Here is a 17,264-nt window from a genome sequence, read left to right as displayed (position 1 = left end):
ACCGTTCTGCTCACATAACAAGGCGAAGGCCGGAACCTGGTTCCGGCCTTTGTTGTGACCGGCCAGCAGCGTATCTTAGGAAGGCTATGCGGGCTGCCGGATTGCTCATCGGACTATTGCCGCTGCTCAGCGGCGCGGTGGCGGCCCAAAGCCGCCAAAGCCAGATCATTTTCATCGCGCAGCTGCCCGCCCGCGCCCGGCAAACCGCCGCGTTCGTGCCCGCCGGCTGGCGCATCGACAGCCGCATCGGCGGCGACCTGAACGGCGACCAGCGGCCCGATTCGGTGCTGGTACTGGTGGAGAAATCCGGGGACGTCAGCCCGGACGGCGACGAAGACAGTAACCGCCACCGGGCGTTGCTGATCATCCTGGCTGAGCCAAACGGGGCGCTTCAGCGCGTGGGGGTGGGCGTGGGGGCTTTGTATTGCACCAAGTGCCTTGCCCGGGACTCTTCCCAGGTCGGAACGCCCGGCGTGAGCCTGGAACGGGGCGACGTGCTGGTAAAGCACATATCCGGTACCAATCAGCGGCTGACGCAAACGCAGCACTACCGCTACGAAAGCGCCACCGGCCACGTCCGCCTGGTGATGGAAGACTACAGCTGCCTCAACCGCGCCGAGGCGAGATTCGTCAGCGCCACGACGTATTTCCTGACCGGGCAGCAGATTGTGCGCCGGGGCCGGGGCCGCTGGTTTACCACCATGGAAAAACCAATTACCCGCGCCGTCGACGTGCCCCAGCTGTACCTGGAAGACGTGAACCTGCGTAAAACCATACCCGCCTGGCTGCCGCCGGGTTTCTTCGACTAAGCCGCAAAAAAAAGGCCCCGCAGCGTTAGCTGCAGGGCCTTTTTACTTATCGAAACGGACCGAGTTACTTCTGGCCGTCCACTTCTTCGTAGTCCACGTCGGTCACGTTGTCGTGGCCGGCGCCGGGCTGACCCTGCTGGCCGTTGCCGCCGGGCTGGCCGCCCTGGAAGCCACCTTCGCCGCCGGGGTAGCCCTGGGGCTGACCTTCGGGGCCGCCCTGGGCGTACATTTCCTGCGAAGCCGCCTGCCAGGCCGCGTTGATGGCCGTCATGGCCGAATCGATGCGGGCGGCGTCCTTGCTCTCGTGGGCCGAGCGCAGATCCGCCAGGGCCGATTCGATGGCCGTTTTGTTGCCGGCGCTGAGTTTTTCGCCGTACTCCTTCAGCTGCTTCTCGGTCTGGAAGATCATCGAGTCGGCCTGGTTCAGCTTCTCGATTCGCTCCCGCTCAGCTTTGTCCGCTTCGGCGTTCGACTGGGCTTCCTGGCGCATCCGCTCGATGTCGGCGTCGGAGAGGCCCGACGAGGCTTCGATGCGGATTTTCTGCTCCTTACCGGTGCCTTTGTCCTTGGCCGTCACGTGCAGAATACCGTTGGCGTCAATGTCGAAGATTACTTCGATCTGCGGCACGCCACGGGGTGCGGGCGGGATGCTGTCGAGGTGGAACTTGCCGATGGTGCGGTTCTGCGAAGCCAGCGGCCGTTCGCCCTGCAGCACGTGGATTTCCACCGAGGGCTGGTTGTCCGAAGCCGTCGAGAAAGTCTCCGATTTCTTGGTCGGGATGGTCGTGTTCGACTCGATGAGCTTGGTCATTACGCCGCCCATCGTCTCAATGCCGAGGCTCAGCGGGGTCACGTCCAGCAGCAGCACGTCCTTCACCTCGCCGGTGAGTACGCCGCCCTGGATGGCAGCGCCCACGGCCACCACTTCGTCGGGGTTCACGCCCTTCGAAGGCTTCTTGCCGAAGAACTTCTCAACCTCTTCCTGGATGCGCGGAATGCGCGTCGAGCCACCCACCAGGATTACGTCGTTGATGTCGGCAGCCGAGAGGCCGGCGTCCTGCAGGGCTTTCTTGCAGGGCTCCATCGAGCGGCGGATCAGCGAATCGGCCAGCTGCTCAAACTTGGCGCGGCTGATTTTTACCACCAGGTGCTTGGGGCCCGAGGCGGTAGCGGTGATGTAGGGCAGGTTGACTTCCGTCTCGTTCGAGGACGACAGCTCAATCTTGGCCTTTTCAGCGGCTTCTTTCAGGCGCTGCAGGGCCATCGGGTCCTTGCGCAGGTCCAGGCCTTCGTTTTCCGAGGAGAAAGTCTCGGCCAGGAAGTTGATGATAACCTGGTCGAAGTCGTCGCCGCCGAGGTGGGTGTCACCGTTGGTCGACAGCACTTCGAACACGCCGTTGTCCAGCTCCAGGATCGAAATATCGAAGGTGCCACCGCCGAGGTCATATACCGCGACTTTGTGGTTGGAGTGGTCTTTATCGAGGCCGTAGGCCAGGGCAGCGGCCGTGGGCTCGTTGATGATGCGCTTCACGTCGAGGCCCGCAATGGCGCCGGCTTCCTTGGTGGCCTGGCGCTGGGCGTCGTTGAAGTAAGCCGGAACGGTGATAACCGCCTCGGTGACGGGCTGGCCGAGGTAGTCTTCGGCGGTTTGCTTCATTTTCTGCAGCACCATCGCCGAAATTTCCTGCGGCGTGTACTGCCGGTCGCCGATCTGCACCACGGCGGTATCGTTGGCGCCGGGCACTACCTTGTAGGCCACGTGCGCGGCTTCGCCGGCGACTTCCGAGAAGCGGCGGCCCATGAAGCGCTTGATCGAGGCAATGGTATTCGTAGGGTTGGTAATGGCCTGGCGCTTAGCAGGGTCGCCCACTTTACGCTCGCCTTTACCGTTATCGAGGAAAGCCACAATCGACGGCGTCGTGCGGCGGCCTTCGCTGTTCGGAATTACAACCGGCTCGTTGCCTTCCATCACGGCCACGCACGAGTTGGTCGTGCCGAGGTCAATACCGATAATTTTTCCCATTGTTATGGTGGTGAGTAGGGTGAAGGTGTCTTAGTTCAGCGCCGCCCCGCTCGGGGCAGCTGCGGGGCTGATTACAAGCAGCGTACCAAGGCCGATAATTGGCTTTTTGGCTGCCACAATGTCACCGTACGGCAGACGCCGCGGGCGGTTTTCTGCCGGATGAGGTTGTACGGAAGACGCAGGCGGACAGATATTCCGGTTCGGCTGGTTTTTTTGGCTGGGTCTGGCTGACAGCGTTGGCAGGCGGTCGGGCAGCCAGGTCGCGGAAGGCGCAGCGGCAGACAATGTCCCGTCCTCCGGCCGCAGGCGCCGCTTATGTTTGCCGTATGAATCCACTGCGCGCGTATCTGCTCCGTTTCGTACCGGGCCTCACCGAGCAGGAGTGGGCCCCGCTGGCCGCCGCGCTCCGCACGGAGCAACTGGCCCGGGGCGCCCACTTCGTGCGGGCGGGGCAGCACCGGCCCGCCTTAGCGCTGGTACTCAGCGGAGCGCTGCGCCTGTACTACCCGCGGCCCGACGGCGAGGAGCGCACCACCTACTTTTTCTTTGAGAACCGCCTGCTGGCCGACTACCCCGGCTGCCTGACTGGCCGGCCCAGTCAGCTCAGCATTCAGGCCCTGACTGAGGCCGAGCTGCTGGTATTCGATTACGCCGTGCTGCGCGGGCTCTACGACCGGTTTCCGGTGTACGAGCGGTTCGGCCGCCTCGTGGCCGAGTACCACCTGCTCGGCACCGACGCCCGCCTGACCGAGCAGCTGCTGCTCTCGCCCGAGGAGCGGTACCGGGCCCTGCTGGTGTCGGGTAAAACCAAGATTCTGGAGCGGATTCCGCAGCACCTGGTGGCCAATTACCTGGGCATTACGCCGGTGTCGCTGAGCCGTATCCGGGCCCGGGTGGCGCGGGGCGGGTAGGGCGGCGCGTTTCTTAGCTTTTGTTATCGTCAGCAGGCGGCGGGCGGGCAGACCTTTGAGCTGTCAATCTACACCCCGCAACGCCATGAAAACCCTGCTGAAAATCGAAGAACTGGCCGAACTGCTCCTGGCCGTGGTCGTATTCGCTTACCTGCCCTTCGCCTGGTGGGTATTGCCGGCCACCTTTCTGCTGCCCGATTTGAGCGCCCTGGGCTATCTGGCCGGGCCGCGCGTTGGAGCCGTGAGCTACAACCTGTTTCACCACAAGGCCCTCGCCGTAGCCTGCGGAGTGGCCGGCTGGCTGCTCGGCATTCCGGTACTGCTACTAGCCGGCGCCGTGCTGCTCGCCCACGCCGCCTTCGACCGCCTGCTGGGCTACGGGCTGAAGTACCCAACAAGTTTTCAACATACGCACCTGGGCCGCATCGGCCGCGCCGCAGGGCCGGTAGCCTAAGGGTTGGACGCGGAGTTTCCGGTGGGCCGCCGGAACCCGCCGGAGCCCGGAACAACCTATGTGGTTTTATTCGGGCTGGCGCAGAAATTCCCAGATGGCGCTTTGCCAGGCCGCTTGGTGCCGGCGCCAGTAGGGCTCGTGGCCGCTGCCGGGAAAGTCGCGGCGCTGCTTGGGGCCGGCCAGGGCCGCGTAGATGGCGTCGGTTTCCTGGCGGGTGACGCGCGGGTCGGCGGTGCCCCACAGCAGCAGGGTCGGCACTTTGACCCGGTGGGCGTAGGCTTCCGCCGAGAGGTCGTAAGCCGGGAAGCCGTTTTGCACACCGCCCCAAAATACCAGGAGGTTAGCCATCGGAAAGGTCGGCACGCCCATCGACTGAAAGCGGTTTTGGGCCGTTTGCAGCATGCTGCCGTAGGGGCACTCCACGATGTTGGCGTCGGCCTGCACGCCCAGCTCGCTTTCGGCGCGCAGGATGGCCACGGCGCCCATGCTCACGCCGTAGAGCACCAGGCGGGCCTCGGGCTGCCGCTCGCGCAGCCACTGCACCACGGCGGCTACGTCGTCGGCCTCGCGGTAGCCCACGGTGGTGCGGTAGCCTTCAGAGCCGCCGTTGCCGGCGAAGTCGGTGAGCAGCACCGAGAAGCCGAGCTGGCGGAAGTAGGCGGCTTCAGTCAGCAGCCTGGATTTGTCGGAGGCGTAGCCGTGGAACAGCGCCACGGTGCCGTGGGCTTCTTCCACGGGGCTGTACCAGCTTTCCAGCCGGCCGTTGGCGCTGCTGATGCCGACCGTCTGGAAGAAAAACGCGGGTGCCTTGCCGTTGCGGGGCTTGGGGTTCTTGATGCCGGTGCCCAGCACCCACAGCTTATCGGCTAGGGAAAGCTGCTCGGGGTTGGCCGTGTGCGTGCCCGGCTCGGCGGAAAAGTGCGTGAAGCGCCAGGCGTGGTTGAACGCGACGACGTTGGCCAGCAACAACAGCAGCAAAGCCGCCAGCAACAGCCGCAGGCCCAGCCGACGGCGCTTCACCGCGGGCTTCATTTGCCCTTGCGCGGCGTGCGGCTCGCGGGCGACGAAGGCCGACCGGACGAGGCGGGGCGGCCCGTACCTCCGGTTTTGCCGCCAGTGCGCGGAGTGCCGGTGCTGCCAGCGGGCTTGCTGCCGCGCGGTGCACTACCAGCTGGGCTGCCGCCGGGGCGGCCACTGCCCGAAGCAGCGGCTGAACGGCCACCCGAGCGGCCCCCGCTTTTGGGGCCCCGGCCGGAAGCGGCCCGTTCGGCGGCGCGGCGGGCGCGGGCGGCTTTTTCGGCGGCTACTTTCTGCTCGTAGTTGGGGTCGTACTTCACCGTGGGCTTCTTACGGGCAGGAGCAATTTCGCCGGGCAGCGCGGCGGCCGTCAGGCTTTTCAGCTCCTGCACTTCGGCCGAGGTCAGCTCGCGCCACTGGCCGGGTTCCAGCTTGCCGAGGGTGAGCGAGGCAATGCCGGCGCGCACCAGACGCAGGGTGGGAAAGCCCACCACGGCGGTCATTTTGCGCACCTGCCGGTTCATGCCTTCCGAAATGGTCAGCGCCAGCCAGCTGGTGGGAATGGCGGCGCGGAAGCGCACGGGCTTGCTTCGCTCCCAGAGGCCGGCGGGCGGCTCGGGCAGCAGCTCCACGTCGGCGGGCGAGGTGAAGCCGTCCTTGATCTGCACGCCGCGGCGCAGCTGTTCCAGGGCTTCTTCGGTTGGTTCGCCTTCCACCTGCACCCAGTAGGTTTTGGGCACCTTGTAGCGCGGCTCGGAGAGGCGGTGCTGCAGCTGCTTGTCGTCGGTGAGCAGCATCAGGCCCTCGGAGTCGTAGTCGAGGCGGCCGACGGGGTAGACCTCGGGCACCTGCACGAACTGCTTGAGGGTGGCGCGGCCCGCCTCGTCGGTAAACTGGGGCAGGACTTCGAAGGGCTTGTTGACGAGCAGGTAGCGCATGGGAGCAGGGTAGGGGCGCCTTGAGGAGCCCAGCGGGGAATAACGGCCGAAGCCGTGGTTTTGGTGCGGGCTACGTGGCGCCGCTAATCCAGCCAGGTTTCGACGTCCTTCCGGATGGAATTGGAGTCGCCGGCCAGCACAAAGTTCCACCCTAATTCGATAGCCTGCACGGCCCGCTGCATTTCGGCCACGTCGGCCGGGGCAAAACCGGACTCTGCGGCCATCCAGGCGGCATATTTTCGGCCCGTGGTGAGCAGGCTGTTGAGGGCGTACACCAGCGGGCGGTCCAGCGTCGGGGCCTTGGCGGCATCGTCCGTGTCGGCCGGTTTGTCGCCGTTCAGGTGCTGATTTGCCACTTCCAGCGCCGCCAGCACGTCGTCGGCCAGCGGCTGCACCGGGCGGAAGGCTTTTTTGTCGCTGATGAGGTAGAGCACGTACTGAAAATCCTCGGCCGAGGGCTTCTGCTTGCTGAGGCCCGCGTGGCGCAGGAGCTTTTCGAGGGCGGTGGGGTAGTCCATAGAGGGAAAGATAGAAGCAGCGGTAAGAAAGAACGTCATCCTGAGCAGGGCGAAGCACCTTCCTCGTGCCGCGCACCGCCGCTGCCAACAACGAGCAGACGTTCTGCTGAAAGAGCGTCAGCAGCCGCGTTCCGTCGTCGGTGCAGGGTTCGAGGAAGGTCCTTCGCTGTGCTCAGGATGACGGGAAAAACAACGGGCGCTGCTAAATACTGCCCGAATACCGCCGGATGGCCCATTCGGCCGAGGCCAGCAGCACCAGCAGCAGGAAAAGCCAAGGCTCGTCGATAAGGTCTTTCAGCTCCTCCTGCGAGTAGATGACCGGCTTGAACTTGGCCTGCAACAATTGCTGCTCCAGCTGCTGCAGCTGCTGGGGGTAGTAGAGGCGGCCGCCGCTGCGCTGAGCCAGCTGGTAGAGGGCGTTGTGGTCGGCGTGGGCGGCGCCGGCTTCCAGCTGCTGCTCCTGCACCAGCAGCTCGCCGCGGTCTTCCTGGGCCTGACCGGCCACGGTGGCGCGGGCGGTGTAGCGGTACACGCCCCCGGGTAGCGGGCCCAGGCGCAGCGGACCGCCGTTCGGGCGGTTGGTGAAGCGGAACGTGCGCGGGCGGTTTTGCTCGTCGGTGAGGGTGAGGCTGATCTGCTGGTCGTAGACGCGCTCAAACACGGCGTTGTAGGTTTCCACGCCCAGGGTCACGTCGTCCGGGGTGTTGAAGGCGTCCTGGGTGGGGTACACGTCGAGGCGCTTGCGGCGCGAATCCTGGGTGAGCAGCTGCAGCAGGCGCGTGATGAGGCCGTCGTAGGCGGGGGCGCGGTCGTCGGGATGGGTGGCGGCTTCGTGCAGGCGCCACTGCCAGCTGCCCTCGGTGAGCAGGGTGGCTTGGCGCTGCCCGGCCGGGCCGGCCACCAGCAGCAGCGGGCGGGCTGTGCGGGTGCGGCCCTGCTGCTGGCGCAGAATCACCTCGGCCCCGCCGCCCACCTGGGCGTCGGTGGCGGCCACGGGCACGGCGGGGTAGTCGGCCACGCGGGCCTGGGCGTCGGCGTCGAGGGTGAAGCGGGTGAAGTTGCCGTTGACCACCGGCGCAACTTCCGCGCCCGTTCCGCCCGACACGCGCAGGCCGGTGCCGAGGCCGTTGTAGGCCGCCAGATCCGACTGCGCGCCGAGAATGTAAAGGGCCGGCAGGCGGCGGCTGCGCACGTAGTTGAGCACGTCGCGGCCCTCGCCGGTGCGGCTGGGCAGCTGGTGCAGAATGGCCACGTCGTAGTCCTGCTGGGCGCGCAGGGGCTCGATGCCGGGCAGCACCAGCGTCACGTCAAAGTTGTCGTTGCCGAGCAGGGCGGTGCGCAGGGCTTTCAGGTCGGGGTGGGGGGCGGCGCCGGCCAGCAGCACCCGCAGGCGGCCCTTCACCACTTCGATGTAGGCGTTGCGGGTGTTGTTGAGCTGGGTGAACTCGCCGGGCTGGGCTTCCACCAGCACCTCGTAGCGGTGCTTGCCGGGCGCGGCGGCGCTCAGCAGAAAGCGGGTGCGCTGCAGGCGCTGGTTGGGGCTCAGCGCCACTTGCCGCCGCTCCAGCACCCGGCCGTTTTCGCGCAGCAGCACCGTGGCCGTGCCGCCCCGCGGAAAGCCGTCGTAGCCGATTTCGGCCTCCAGCGGAAAGCGGTTGCCGGCGAAGGCCACGCGGTTGTAGCGCAGGTCGGTCACGCGCAGGTCGCGGCGGGGCACGGTGTCGCCCAGGGCCACGGGGTAGATGGGGTAGCTGAAATCGGCGTAGACGGGCGGGCGGCCCTGGTTGGCCAGGCCGTCGGAGGCCAGCACCACGGCGGCGAGGTTGCGGCCCTGGTAGCTGTCCTGCAGATCGGTGAGCAGAGCGTCGAGGTTGGTAGCCGACTGCTGGAAGCGCACCCGCGCCACCTGGGCCGGCGCGACGGTATCGAGGGTACGCAGCTGCACCGCGTAGCCGGCCTGGCGCAGGCGCTCGGCCAGGCCGTCGAGGCCGCGCAGGGTGTTGCGCAGGGCGGTAGAATCGGGCGAGTACAGGGGCACGGAGCGCGAGTCGTCGACGGCCAGCACCACGGTGGGCGCCTCCTGCGAGGTGGTGTCGCGGCGGAAGATGGGGCCCAGCAGCAGCCAGCACAGCAGGCTCACCAGCACGAAGCGCAAGGCCGCCAGGCCGAGGTTGACGGCCTGGCTCCAGGGAGCTTTTTTGGAATAGAGCAGCGCCGCGTAGCCGGCCCCGACGGCCAGGCACAGCAGGATAAACCAGGAAGAGTAGGCAGTAGTCAGCAAGGACCGGAAGTCAGCAGATGGAGAGCCTAAGAACCCCGCCGCCGGCTAAACAGTTGCGCGGGGCGAGCTTGGGCACGAAGTAGGCGAAGGTAGAAAGATGCAGGCGGGGAAGTAGCGTCGGGGCGCTAAGCCAGTAACTTTAGCCGTTATGGCTGAGTCAGCACAGGAAACGCCACGCTAAATATAGAATCATCAGATGCTACGGACACTTGGCGCTTTTGCGGCCGTTTGCGGGCTGTTTTTGCTGGGGGCTAGGTCCTGCAAGTCGAAAAACGAGCAGCTAACTGAGCCTGTTCGTCTGTTTGGGGTCTTAAGGTGCGAATTGGAGCAAGATGAACCCGCCCACCTATTCGAAAATATAGCCCTAGGTGATACACTGGTACTGTCGGCCACCTATGCGGAGTGCGGTGAATGGGGTGGACACCGGGAGAAACTGCTGGTGCATAGGCGAAGCCAAGAGCAGAAAGCGGAGTCTCTGGACGAATTAGATGCGCAACGTAACGGTCCGCTTGCTGTTACATGGCTTCTGGATACGGTAACCTGTCCTCGGCGCCCGCGAATGTTTGTCGTGGCCGGGCGGCGCTTGATTAAGCGTAGTGACGAGCAGATAATTATGCAGTATCTGCGGCTGCTGTTGTCCGCCAGTTTGAAAGCAATTCGACCGTCACATGCCGGGCGGTACTTCCGGGCCAACACGGCAGAAGGAGATTTAAAGTTGCAATACAGAGACCCGGCCGAAGCCTGGACCGCATTTGATGATTTGCGGAACGAGCTTTTTAGACCAAAGCAAGCTAGGTAAGTGCTGGCCCGCTGCATAGTACGGTCATGACCCCGGCCCGGTGGGTCTTTCCCTGCTCGGACCCTCTGCTCCGTGAAGGAATGGCTACTTACCATTTTTGGCACGCACAGCGCCACTTTTTACAGCCCCGCTCCAAGCCAGCCCCCATAATTGGCGGCAGATTTGCGAAGACCGAAAAACGACATCCTTGTACGTTTATCAGTCCTCGCTTTATGAAGCTTCTCTACGCGCTCTGCGTCGCTGCCGCCTCCTGCGCCACCACCCCGAGCCTCGCGCAAACGGCCCCGCTTGCCCCGTCCGATTCCAGCCGCGGCTTCTTCCGGCACCCGCGCTGGTACGTGGCGCCCAGCGCCGGCGTGGCCTTCACCCACCTGCGGCTGCGGCGCTACACCGGCGCCGATGACCGCGTGTTCGAGCGCAGCTACCTCAGCGGGCAGGATGTGGACCGGGGGGCGCGCCTGCTGCTGGGCGCGCAGGGCGGCGTGGTGCTGGCCCACGGCCACCTGGCCCTGCACACCGAGCACGAGCTGCGCCGCTTCGGCACCTACCAGCAGACCTTCGAAACCGGCCACCCCGACTTCCCGGAAAAGACCTACTACGCCCGCGGCGCGGCCCTGTCCAGCGTGCTGAGCGTGCGCTACCTGCTCACCTACCGGCGCGTGCAATGGTTTGCGGGCCTGGGGCTGAGCCGGCTCACGCTGCTGGGCCTACGCGCCGGGAGCTACTACAACGGCGTCGATTACCGCGAGGCCAACGGCCTGAGCTTGCCCACCGACGGGCAGTTTCTCGGGCAGTGGCAGAGCGGCCACGGCTTCGGTTCGTTTCACCCCGTGGGCGGGCTGTACTTCGAGGCCGGGGCCGCGCGGGGCCGCTGGTCGCTGACGTGGAGCTACCGGCACACCTGGTACGGGCTGTACATGGACGATAATTCGGTCTTCAGCTTTCCGGCCGACCGCCAGACCGGGCTAATCACGCGCTACTCCACCGGGTTTCAGTACAGCCTGCGGCCGGTGGCATTTTGCTGGACGGCCGCTTACCGCCTAAACCGCTGAAGGCCGTTTCAGGAGAGTACAGGCATGAGCCGCCGCCGCCGATTCCCTAATTTTGCTTAGGCCCGACGCGCGTCCACCGGCGCCCGGCCGTCTACCCACATGAAACAAGGGCTACTCGCCACCCTCGCCGTGCTCTTCGCGGCGCTGCTGCTTACTGCCTCCGCCCGCGCCCAGGGCCGCATCGTGCGCGTGCGCCTCGGCGACGGGGCAGCCACGCTCAACGCCAACTTTCCCAAGGACTACACCGACCGGACCTTTATCAAGGGCCTGGCCATGTACCGCAACAAAATTGAGGACCTGGCGGGCTGCCTGATCCTGCTCGAAGACCGCGACAAAGCCAGCATCATCGGGCAGTACGTGAAATCGGGGGAGCCGCCGCTGAAAAACCAGGCCCTGTCGGACGTGCTCTACAGCTCCAAAATCAGCGCGACCTTCAAGATGAACGGCAGCTACATGATTGCCTCGGTGGCGGCCAGCACCTCGTCGGTGGTCGAGCTGATTGTCACCGACATCAACGGGGTGCTGGTGCCCGAGGCCTCGATTCCGTACCTGGACATCTGCCGGGCGGCCAAAAACGTGGATAAGGAGCTGAAAAAGAAGATTTACTACATCCGCTCGGCCAAGCTCACCAGCGTGCACAGCCGCGCCTACCAGGAAGTCAACGCCGAATCGGGTATTACCGGCACCGTATTCAGCGCCGGCGGCAAGGTCTACAGCTCCTCGGATCAGTTCAAGACCGACTACGTGGTCAGCGTGGACCTGGTGAGCCTGACTAACCTGCTGCTGACCAAGAACTGCGACAACCTGATCAGCAGCAACGAGCTGGCCGGCCGCCAGCAGCAGGACCGCGCCAAGCAGGAGGCCGACCGCGCCGAGCAGGAGCGGCGCCAGAAGGAAAGCGAGCTGAAATCGGCCAAAGCCGAGGCCGACGACCTGAAGAAGAAGGTGGCCGAAATCCAGGAAAGCCTGAAGCGCCAGGCCATTACCACCGATGACTACCGCAACCAGGTGGAAGCCCTGCGCCGCGACCTGGTAACGGCCCAGGCCCGCGTCAACCAGGTCAACATCGAGTTCAAGCAGGTGGAAAACACCACCAAAGTGGTGCTGGCCAACTCCGAGCAGCAGCAGGCCCAGGCCAAAGCCGCCGCTACCGACGCCTCGCTGGTGCAGAAGTCCGACGTGGGCGTGATTTCGGAGGTGAAAAACCTCTCGGAGGAAGAGGTGAAGAAGATGGGCTTCAAGGAAGTGAAGCCCTGAGCCCTGGTTAGCCCTATTGCCTCAATGAGTGATGCACTGCTCCCTGCTGCCCATGAATCCACGCCCGCTACTGGTTGCCCTGCCGTTGCTGGCCGCCTGCACCGGGCCGGCCGAAAAAGCCGCACCACCGGCCGCACCCGTAGCGGTTGTTGCTCCCGATACCGTGGCGCCACCGGTTTTATCGGCCGTTGAACTGGCCCGACAGCGTGTGCATGAGAAGCAGGAGGCTGAGGTACGGGCCCGGCAGGATACCACGAACCAGCTTAACGCCGTGATTCAGGTCCGCTACCCGCAGTTCCGGGTGCTGGACTTTGTGAGCGGGGACATCAACGCGGACGGTCGGCGGGATATAGTCGTAGTCGTTGAGACGCGCTGCATCCCGTTGCCCGGCTTCGATACCACGACGTATCGTCGGCGGATGGCGCTGCTGCTGCTACGCGACGGTGCGGCCCGGCTGCGCATCGGGGCCGTCAATGAGCATGGGCTGGTAAATAACGTACGCTGCTACCATGACACGTACGAAGGCTACGAATACGTCAATATCCAGGCCCGCACCTTCACGTTCCACGGTTCTCAGCCGCACACGGGCTATGAAGCCGTATTTCGCTACGACAAAAAGCGCCGGGACTGGTTCCTATACCGCCGCATCCGGACTGATTATGTAATTGATGCTTACCACGAGCAGCGGGAAACGCCCCGCAACTTTGGTCGGGTACGCTTTGCCGATTATGATGGCGGCCTAATGGAATTCTGAGCCCTACTTCTCCACCACCGTCACCAGCTCCGGGCTGTCGAACATGCGCACCGGCGAAATGACCGGCTCGTCCAGCGGCAATTTGTCACCGTACCGTTCGCGCAGCTTGGCCTGCACGGCAGGGTGGGAGAGGTCGAACTCGCGCAGCTTCTGCAGCCGCCCGATCTGGCGGCCGGTGGCCTCGTGGTACACCTTCCAGAGCAGCTCGGAGCAGTAGATCCGCTCGTCGCTCCAGCCGAAGTACAGGTCGTAGTCTTTGCCCCGGTACTGCTGACCGGCGCGTAAAAGGTGGCGCAGGGTGGCGGGCGTGAGTACCTGGTCGGCGTCGCGCAGGCGCTTCACCACGAAGTGCCCGCCCTGGCCGCGCGGAATCCACTCTTCCAGCGGCGTGAGGCGCACCGGCTGCACCGCCTCCAGCACCTGCCACTCGCCGCCCTGCCGCAGCAGCAGGCCGCAGTGGCTGTAGGGCGAGTGCGTGGCCAGCTGAATGGCCCGGCTCTGCGCCGACTGCGAGGTGTGGAAAATCAGGTCCCCTTCGTGCAGCTTCAGCGTGATGAGCATCGTGGTCAGCTCCGCCCGTCGGGCCCGCTTGAAGTAGCCCGGCCGCTTCTTCCGGCGCGGGCAAGCCCACACGGCCAGCACGATGAACAGGACGGCCAGGATAATGGAAAGCGGGCGACGCATAGGTGCAGAAAGCAAAAACGAAAGAACGTCATGTCGAGCTTGTCGAGACATCTCGCGTGCTGACTTCCGATAGCAACTCAACGAAGGATTTACTATCTAACATCAGCACGCGAGATGCCTCGGCTGCGCTCGGCATGACGTTCTGTTATGGTTGTTCGGCACTAAAGCCGCTACTACGTCAGCATGCCGCCATCTACCTGCAGCACTTGGCCGGTGATGTAGCTTGAGTCGTCGGAGGCGAGGAAGGCGGTGGCTTTGGCAATGTCGTCGGGGGTGCCGCCGCGCTTGAGCGGAATGGCCTTGCGCCACTCGTCCACCACTTTCTGGTCCAGCTCGCCGGTCATTTCCGTCTCGATGAAGCCCGGGGCAATGGCGTTGCAGCGGATGTTGCGCGAGCCCAGCTCCAGGGCCACCGACTTGGTGAAGCCGATGATGCCCGACTTGGAGGCGGCGTAGTTGGCCTGCCCCGCGTTGCCCTTGATGCCCACCACCGAGGTCATGTTGATGATGCTGCCCTGTTTGGCGCGCATCATGGGCTTGGTGGCGGCTTTGGTGAGGTTGAACACCGACTTGAGGTTCACCGTCAGCACCTGGTCCCACTGCTCCTCGCTCATGCGCATCAGCAGGCCGTCCTTGGTGATGCCGGCGTTGTTGACGAGGATGTCGAGCTTACCGAACTCGGCCACCACGTCTTCCACCAGCTTTTCGGCCTGGGCGTAGTCGGAGGCGTCGGAGCGGTAGCCCTTCACCTTGGAGCCGTGGGCGGCCAGCTCCTGTTCGAGCTGCTGGCCTTTCTCCACACTGGAGAGGTAGGTGAAAGCCACCTGGGCGCCCAGTTGGGCAAAATGCTGGGCAATGGCCCGGCCAATTCCTTTCGAAGCGCCGGTAATCAGCGCTACTTTTCCGTCGAGCAGTTTGGTCATGAGGCAAAGCTAAACAACCCGGTGACACCATGCGTCATTGCGAGGAGGCACGACGAAGCAATCCTTCCTCCAGCAGTACCGCCGACTCAATACCTGCCAACCGAAAAACGCTACCACCCGGACCGGCAGATGCGAGTTTCGGGCGGTGCTCACTTGGGGGTTGGCACGTTGGCCAGGACCGATTGACGCCGCTTGATGCGCGGAATGTCGTGCCTCCTCGCAATGACGGCCACCCGAACCGTGCATACCGCCGAATTTCGTAAGGGCCGGCGAGCCAAGCTGTACGGCCACCCCGGCCGTTAGGGGGTACTTTTGCGGCAGAAATCGGCCCGGCAGGCAACCATTTTGCTTTCGGCGGCCTCAAACTAATCGGTCCGCCCCGGCGTTAGCCACGGACCTGCCCCCGACCTTTGCGGCGGGCCAATCCACCCCTTGATGATGCGTTTTTCCTCTTTCCGGGCCGCGCTGGCGCTGCTCCTGCTGTTGCTGGCGCCCCTGTCGTTGCTGGCTCAGGTGCAGTACCTGCTGCGCGGCACCGTGCGCGGCACCGACGGCTCGGCCCTGCCCGGCGCCAACGTGGCCGTGCCCGCCACCGGCCTGGGCACCGCCACCGACGCCGACGGCCGCTACGAGCTACGCCTGCCCGCCGGCCGCCACCGCGTGGTGGCCTCCTTCATCGGCTACAAAACCGCCACCGAAGACTTGAACCTGCGCGCCAACCAGCGCCTCGACCTGGTGCTCGGGGCCGGCAACGAGCTGCAGGAAGTGGTTATCGAGGGCTCGGGCACCTTGGAGCAGAAGCTGCAAACCACCCAGATGGGCGTGGAGCGGCTCTCGGCCCGCGAGGCTAAGCTGCTGCCGGCGTTGTTCGGCGAGGTCGACATCCTGAAAACCCTGCAGCTCAAGCCCGGCGTGCAAAACGGGGGCGAGGGCACCAGCGGCCTGTTCGTGCGCGGCGGCTCGGCCGACCAGAACCTGTTCCTGGTCGACGACGCGGTGGTGTATAATCCCAACCACCTCTTCGGCCTGTTCAGCACCTTCAACTCCGACGTGGTGCAGTCGGTGGACCTCTACAAATCGGGCTTCCCGGCCCAGTACGGCGGGCGTCTCTCCTCGGTGGTCGACGTGAAGCTGCGCGAGGGCAGCCGCGACTCGGCCGGCGTGTCGGGCGGCATCGGGCTGATTTCCTCGCGCCTGGCGGTTGAAACGCCCATTGCCAAGGGCAAAGGCTCCATTCTGCTGGCCGGGCGGCGCACGTATTTCGACGTGTTTACGCGCCAGATCAACAAGCTCAACAAGGACACCAAGGACTACAACCCCATCCCGGACTACTACTTCTACGACCTGAACCTGAAGGCCAACTACCAGCTCACCGACAAGGACCAGGTGTTCCTGAGCGGGTACTTCGGCAACGACGTGTTCGGCTTCAACTCCACCCGCGGCTTCAACTTTGACTTTCACTGGGGCAACCGCTCGGCCACGGCCCGCTGGAGCCACGTGTTTTCGCCCAAGCTGTTCACGAATAGCACCGCCACCTGGTCGTACTACACCTACAACATTGCCAACAAGCTCGACCAGTTCAGCTTCGGCCTGGGCAGCAACATCCGCGACTGGAACCTGCGCTCCGACTGGGAGTGGCGGCCCAACGACAAGCACATCATCCGCTTCGGCGGCTCGGGCACCCTGCACCACTTCGGCGTGGGGCGGTTGCAGGCCAACGGCGGCTCGTTCAACATCGGCCAGAACGTGGAGTACGACGGGCTGGAGGGCGGCCTCTACGCGGCCGACAACTTCACGGTGAACGACAAGCTGGCCCTCGATTACGGCCTGCGCCTGACGGGCTTTCAGTCGGGCACCAACGAGTACGGCGGGCTGGAGCCGCGCGCGGCGGCCCGCTACAGCCTCACGCCCCGCCTCTCCGTGAAGGCCAGCTACGCGCTGATGTACCAGTACGTGCACCTGGTCACCAACTCCGGCGCCTCGCTGCCCACCGACATCTGGTACCCCTCGCGCCTCTCGGTGAAGCCCCAACGCTCCCAGCAGGTGTCCACCGGCTTCAGCTGGCTGATCGGCTCGGGCCAGTTTCTGCTCACCGACGAGGTGTACTACAAGTGGGCTCAGCGCCAGATTGACTTCCGCGACGGGGCTCAGCTGTTCGTCAATCCGGAGCTGGACCAGGAGTTCCTGTTCGGCCGGGGCTGGGCCTACGGCAACGAAATCTACCTGGAGAAAAAGCAGGGCAAGACCACCGGCTGGCTGGGCTACACCCTGGCCTGGACCAAGCGCGAGTTTGAGCCCCAGCGCGGCACCACCGGCATCAACGGCGGGCGGGCCTTCTTCCCGACCTACGACCGGCGCCACAACCTCACGCTGGTGGTGCTCCACAAGCTCAACAAGCGCGTGAACCTGACCAGCTCCTTCGTGTACACCTCCGGCAACCCCACCACCCTGCCCACGGCCCGCATCGGGGTGCAGGACGTGTACGGCGGCGAGCTGCAGGCCGTGCCCATCTACCCCGACCGCAACTCCTTCCGCCTGCCCAGCTACCACCGCCTCGACCTGGGCGTGGTGTACAAGCTCAAGCCCTGGCGCAAAATCGGCGGCGAGTCGGACCTGACGCTGAGCATCTACAACGCCTACAACCGGCGCAACCCCTACTTCATCTACATCGACGAAGTGAAAAACGAGGAAACCGGGCTGCCCGAGCGGTACCGCGCCCGGCAGGTGTCGCTGTTCCCGGTCATTCCCTCGCTGACCTACAACTTCAAATTCTGACCACGGATTTATGCGGATTTTTCGGATTGCACGGATTTCGTGGACGATTGGCTTTAGCGGTGCAGGCTC

The 17,264-nt window shown here is 64.7% G+C and carries 14 protein-coding genes; 7 read left to right on the top strand and 7 right to left on the bottom strand.

The window, feature by feature from the left end; translation table 11 throughout:
- Positions 1-101: 101 nt before the first annotated feature.
- On the top strand, positions 102-809 hold the full coding sequence (locus FDY95_RS20490; RefSeq protein WP_138080463.1) for a hypothetical protein: 708 nt from the start codon (positions 102-104) through the stop codon (positions 807-809).
- 64 nt (positions 810-873) lie between these two features.
- On the opposite strand, the gene dnaK is transcribed toward FDY95_RS20490, so the two are convergent.
- Positions 874-2,832, bottom strand: a complete 1,959-nt coding sequence (dnaK, locus tag FDY95_RS20485) for a molecular chaperone DnaK (protein WP_138080461.1) — start codon at positions 2,830-2,832, stop codon at positions 874-876.
- A 326-nt stretch (positions 2,833-3,158) separates the two neighbouring features.
- Here dnaK and FDY95_RS20480 point away from each other — a divergent pair, with 326 nt between their 5' ends.
- Together FDY95_RS20480 and FDY95_RS20475 are read left to right on the top strand one after the other, a co-directional pair.
- Positions 3,159-3,743: a Crp/Fnr family transcriptional regulator gene (locus FDY95_RS20480; RefSeq protein WP_138080459.1), complete on the top strand. Its 585-nt coding sequence runs from the start codon at positions 3,159-3,161 to the stop codon at positions 3,741-3,743.
- Positions 3,744-3,828: 85 nt separating this feature from the next.
- Positions 3,829-4,197 (top strand): DUF4260 domain-containing protein, encoded by a 369-nt coding sequence (locus FDY95_RS20475; protein WP_138080457.1) that lies wholly within the window; start codon positions 3,829-3,831, stop codon positions 4,195-4,197.
- A gap of 66 nt (positions 4,198-4,263) precedes the next feature.
- Here FDY95_RS20475 and FDY95_RS20470 read toward each other — a convergent pair whose 3' ends face one another.
- From FDY95_RS20470 to FDY95_RS20455, 4 genes are all read right to left on the bottom strand, one after another.
- A complete protein-coding gene (locus FDY95_RS20470) occupies positions 4,264-5,229 on the bottom strand; it encodes an alpha/beta hydrolase (protein ID WP_138080455.1) in 966 nt (321 codons plus the stop codon).
- Complete coding sequence (locus FDY95_RS20465) at positions 5,226-6,152, bottom strand: pseudouridine synthase (protein WP_138080453.1); 927 nt, start codon at positions 6,150-6,152, stop codon at positions 5,226-5,228. Before FDY95_RS20465 ends, FDY95_RS20470 begins: the two co-directional genes overlap by 4 nt.
- An 83-nt stretch (positions 6,153-6,235) precedes the next feature.
- The gene (locus FDY95_RS20460; RefSeq protein WP_138080451.1) at positions 6,236-6,670 is read right to left on the bottom strand and encodes a hypothetical protein; all 435 of its coding nucleotides are present in this window, start codon (positions 6,668-6,670) and stop codon (positions 6,236-6,238) included.
- A gap of 202 nt (positions 6,671-6,872) precedes the next feature.
- The gene (locus tag FDY95_RS20455; protein ID WP_246074093.1) at positions 6,873-8,951 is read right to left on the bottom strand and encodes a VWA domain-containing protein; all 2,079 of its coding nucleotides are present in this window, start codon (positions 8,949-8,951) and stop codon (positions 6,873-6,875) included.
- 1,011 nt (positions 8,952-9,962) lie between these two features.
- On the opposite strand from FDY95_RS20455, the gene FDY95_RS20450 reads away from it, so the two are divergent.
- The 3 genes from FDY95_RS20450 (at position 9,963) to FDY95_RS20440 (ending at position 12,813) form a co-directional block, all read left to right on the top strand.
- The gene (locus FDY95_RS20450; protein ID WP_138080449.1) at positions 9,963-10,802 is read left to right on the top strand and encodes a hypothetical protein; all 840 of its coding nucleotides are present in this window, start codon (positions 9,963-9,965) and stop codon (positions 10,800-10,802) included.
- A 99-nt stretch (positions 10,803-10,901) separates the two neighbouring features.
- Positions 10,902-12,059, top strand: coding sequence for a hypothetical protein (locus tag FDY95_RS20445; RefSeq protein WP_138080447.1), 1,158 nt, complete (start codon positions 10,902-10,904; stop codon positions 12,057-12,059).
- 52 nt (positions 12,060-12,111) lie between these two features.
- Positions 12,112-12,813, top strand: coding sequence for a hypothetical protein (locus FDY95_RS20440; RefSeq protein ID WP_138080445.1), 702 nt, complete (start codon positions 12,112-12,114; stop codon positions 12,811-12,813).
- Positions 12,814-12,816: 3 nt separating this feature from the next.
- Here the strand turns inward: FDY95_RS20440 and FDY95_RS20435 are convergent, their stop codons facing one another.
- Together FDY95_RS20435 and fabG are read right to left on the bottom strand one after the other, a co-directional pair.
- The gene (locus tag FDY95_RS20435) at positions 12,817-13,497 is read right to left on the bottom strand and encodes a YiiX family permuted papain-like enzyme (RefSeq protein ID WP_138080443.1); all 681 of its coding nucleotides are present in this window, start codon (positions 13,495-13,497) and stop codon (positions 12,817-12,819) included.
- 173 nt (positions 13,498-13,670) lie between these two features.
- Positions 13,671-14,420 (bottom strand): 3-oxoacyl-[acyl-carrier-protein] reductase, encoded by a 750-nt coding sequence (fabG, locus tag FDY95_RS20430; RefSeq protein ID WP_138080441.1) that lies wholly within the window; start codon positions 14,418-14,420, stop codon positions 13,671-13,673.
- 438 nt (positions 14,421-14,858) lie between these two features.
- Between fabG and FDY95_RS20425 the strand changes: the two genes are divergently transcribed.
- A complete protein-coding gene (locus tag FDY95_RS20425) occupies positions 14,859-17,195 on the top strand; it encodes a TonB-dependent receptor (RefSeq protein ID WP_138080439.1) in 2,337 nt (778 codons plus the stop codon).
- The last annotated feature ends 69 nt before the right edge of the window (positions 17,196-17,264 follow it).

It is taken from the genome of Hymenobacter jeollabukensis (assembly GCF_005771675.1).
In the GTDB taxonomy this organism is placed as follows: Bacteria; Bacteroidota; Bacteroidia; order Cytophagales; family Hymenobacteraceae; genus Solirubrum; species Solirubrum jeollabukense.
Note: the sequence above shows the minus strand (reverse complement) of the source record. Positions and strands in the feature narration are given on the sequence as shown.

Coding starts and splice junctions, on each gene's coding strand:
- dnaK (WP_138080461.1), bottom strand. CDS start 2,832: ATGGGAAAAATTATCGGTATTGACCTCGGCACGACCAACTCGTGCGTG.
- FDY95_RS20480 (WP_138080459.1), top strand. CDS start 3,159: ATGAATCCACTGCGCGCGTATCTGCTCCGTTTCGTACCGGGCCTCACC.
- FDY95_RS20475 (WP_138080457.1), top strand. CDS start 3,829: ATGAAAACCCTGCTGAAAATCGAAGAACTGGCCGAACTGCTCCTGGCC.
- FDY95_RS20470 (WP_138080455.1), bottom strand. CDS start 5,229: ATGAAGCCCGCGGTGAAGCGCCGTCGGCTGGGCCTGCGGCTGTTGCTG.
- FDY95_RS20465 (WP_138080453.1), bottom strand. CDS start 6,152: ATGCGCTACCTGCTCGTCAACAAGCCCTTCGAAGTCCTGCCCCAGTTT.
- FDY95_RS20460 (WP_138080451.1), bottom strand. CDS start 6,670: ATGGACTACCCCACCGCCCTCGAAAAGCTCCTGCGCCACGCGGGCCTC.
- FDY95_RS20450 (WP_138080449.1), top strand. CDS start 9,963: ATGAAGCTTCTCTACGCGCTCTGCGTCGCTGCCGCCTCCTGCGCCACC.
- FDY95_RS20445 (WP_138080447.1), top strand. CDS start 10,902: ATGAAACAAGGGCTACTCGCCACCCTCGCCGTGCTCTTCGCGGCGCTG.
- FDY95_RS20440 (WP_138080445.1), top strand. CDS start 12,112: ATGAATCCACGCCCGCTACTGGTTGCCCTGCCGTTGCTGGCCGCCTGC.
- FDY95_RS20435 (WP_138080443.1), bottom strand. CDS start 13,497: ATGCGTCGCCCGCTTTCCATTATCCTGGCCGTCCTGTTCATCGTGCTG.
- fabG (WP_138080441.1), bottom strand. CDS start 14,420: ATGACCAAACTGCTCGACGGAAAAGTAGCGCTGATTACCGGCGCTTCG.
- FDY95_RS20425 (WP_138080439.1), top strand. CDS start 14,859: ATGCGTTTTTCCTCTTTCCGGGCCGCGCTGGCGCTGCTCCTGCTGTTG.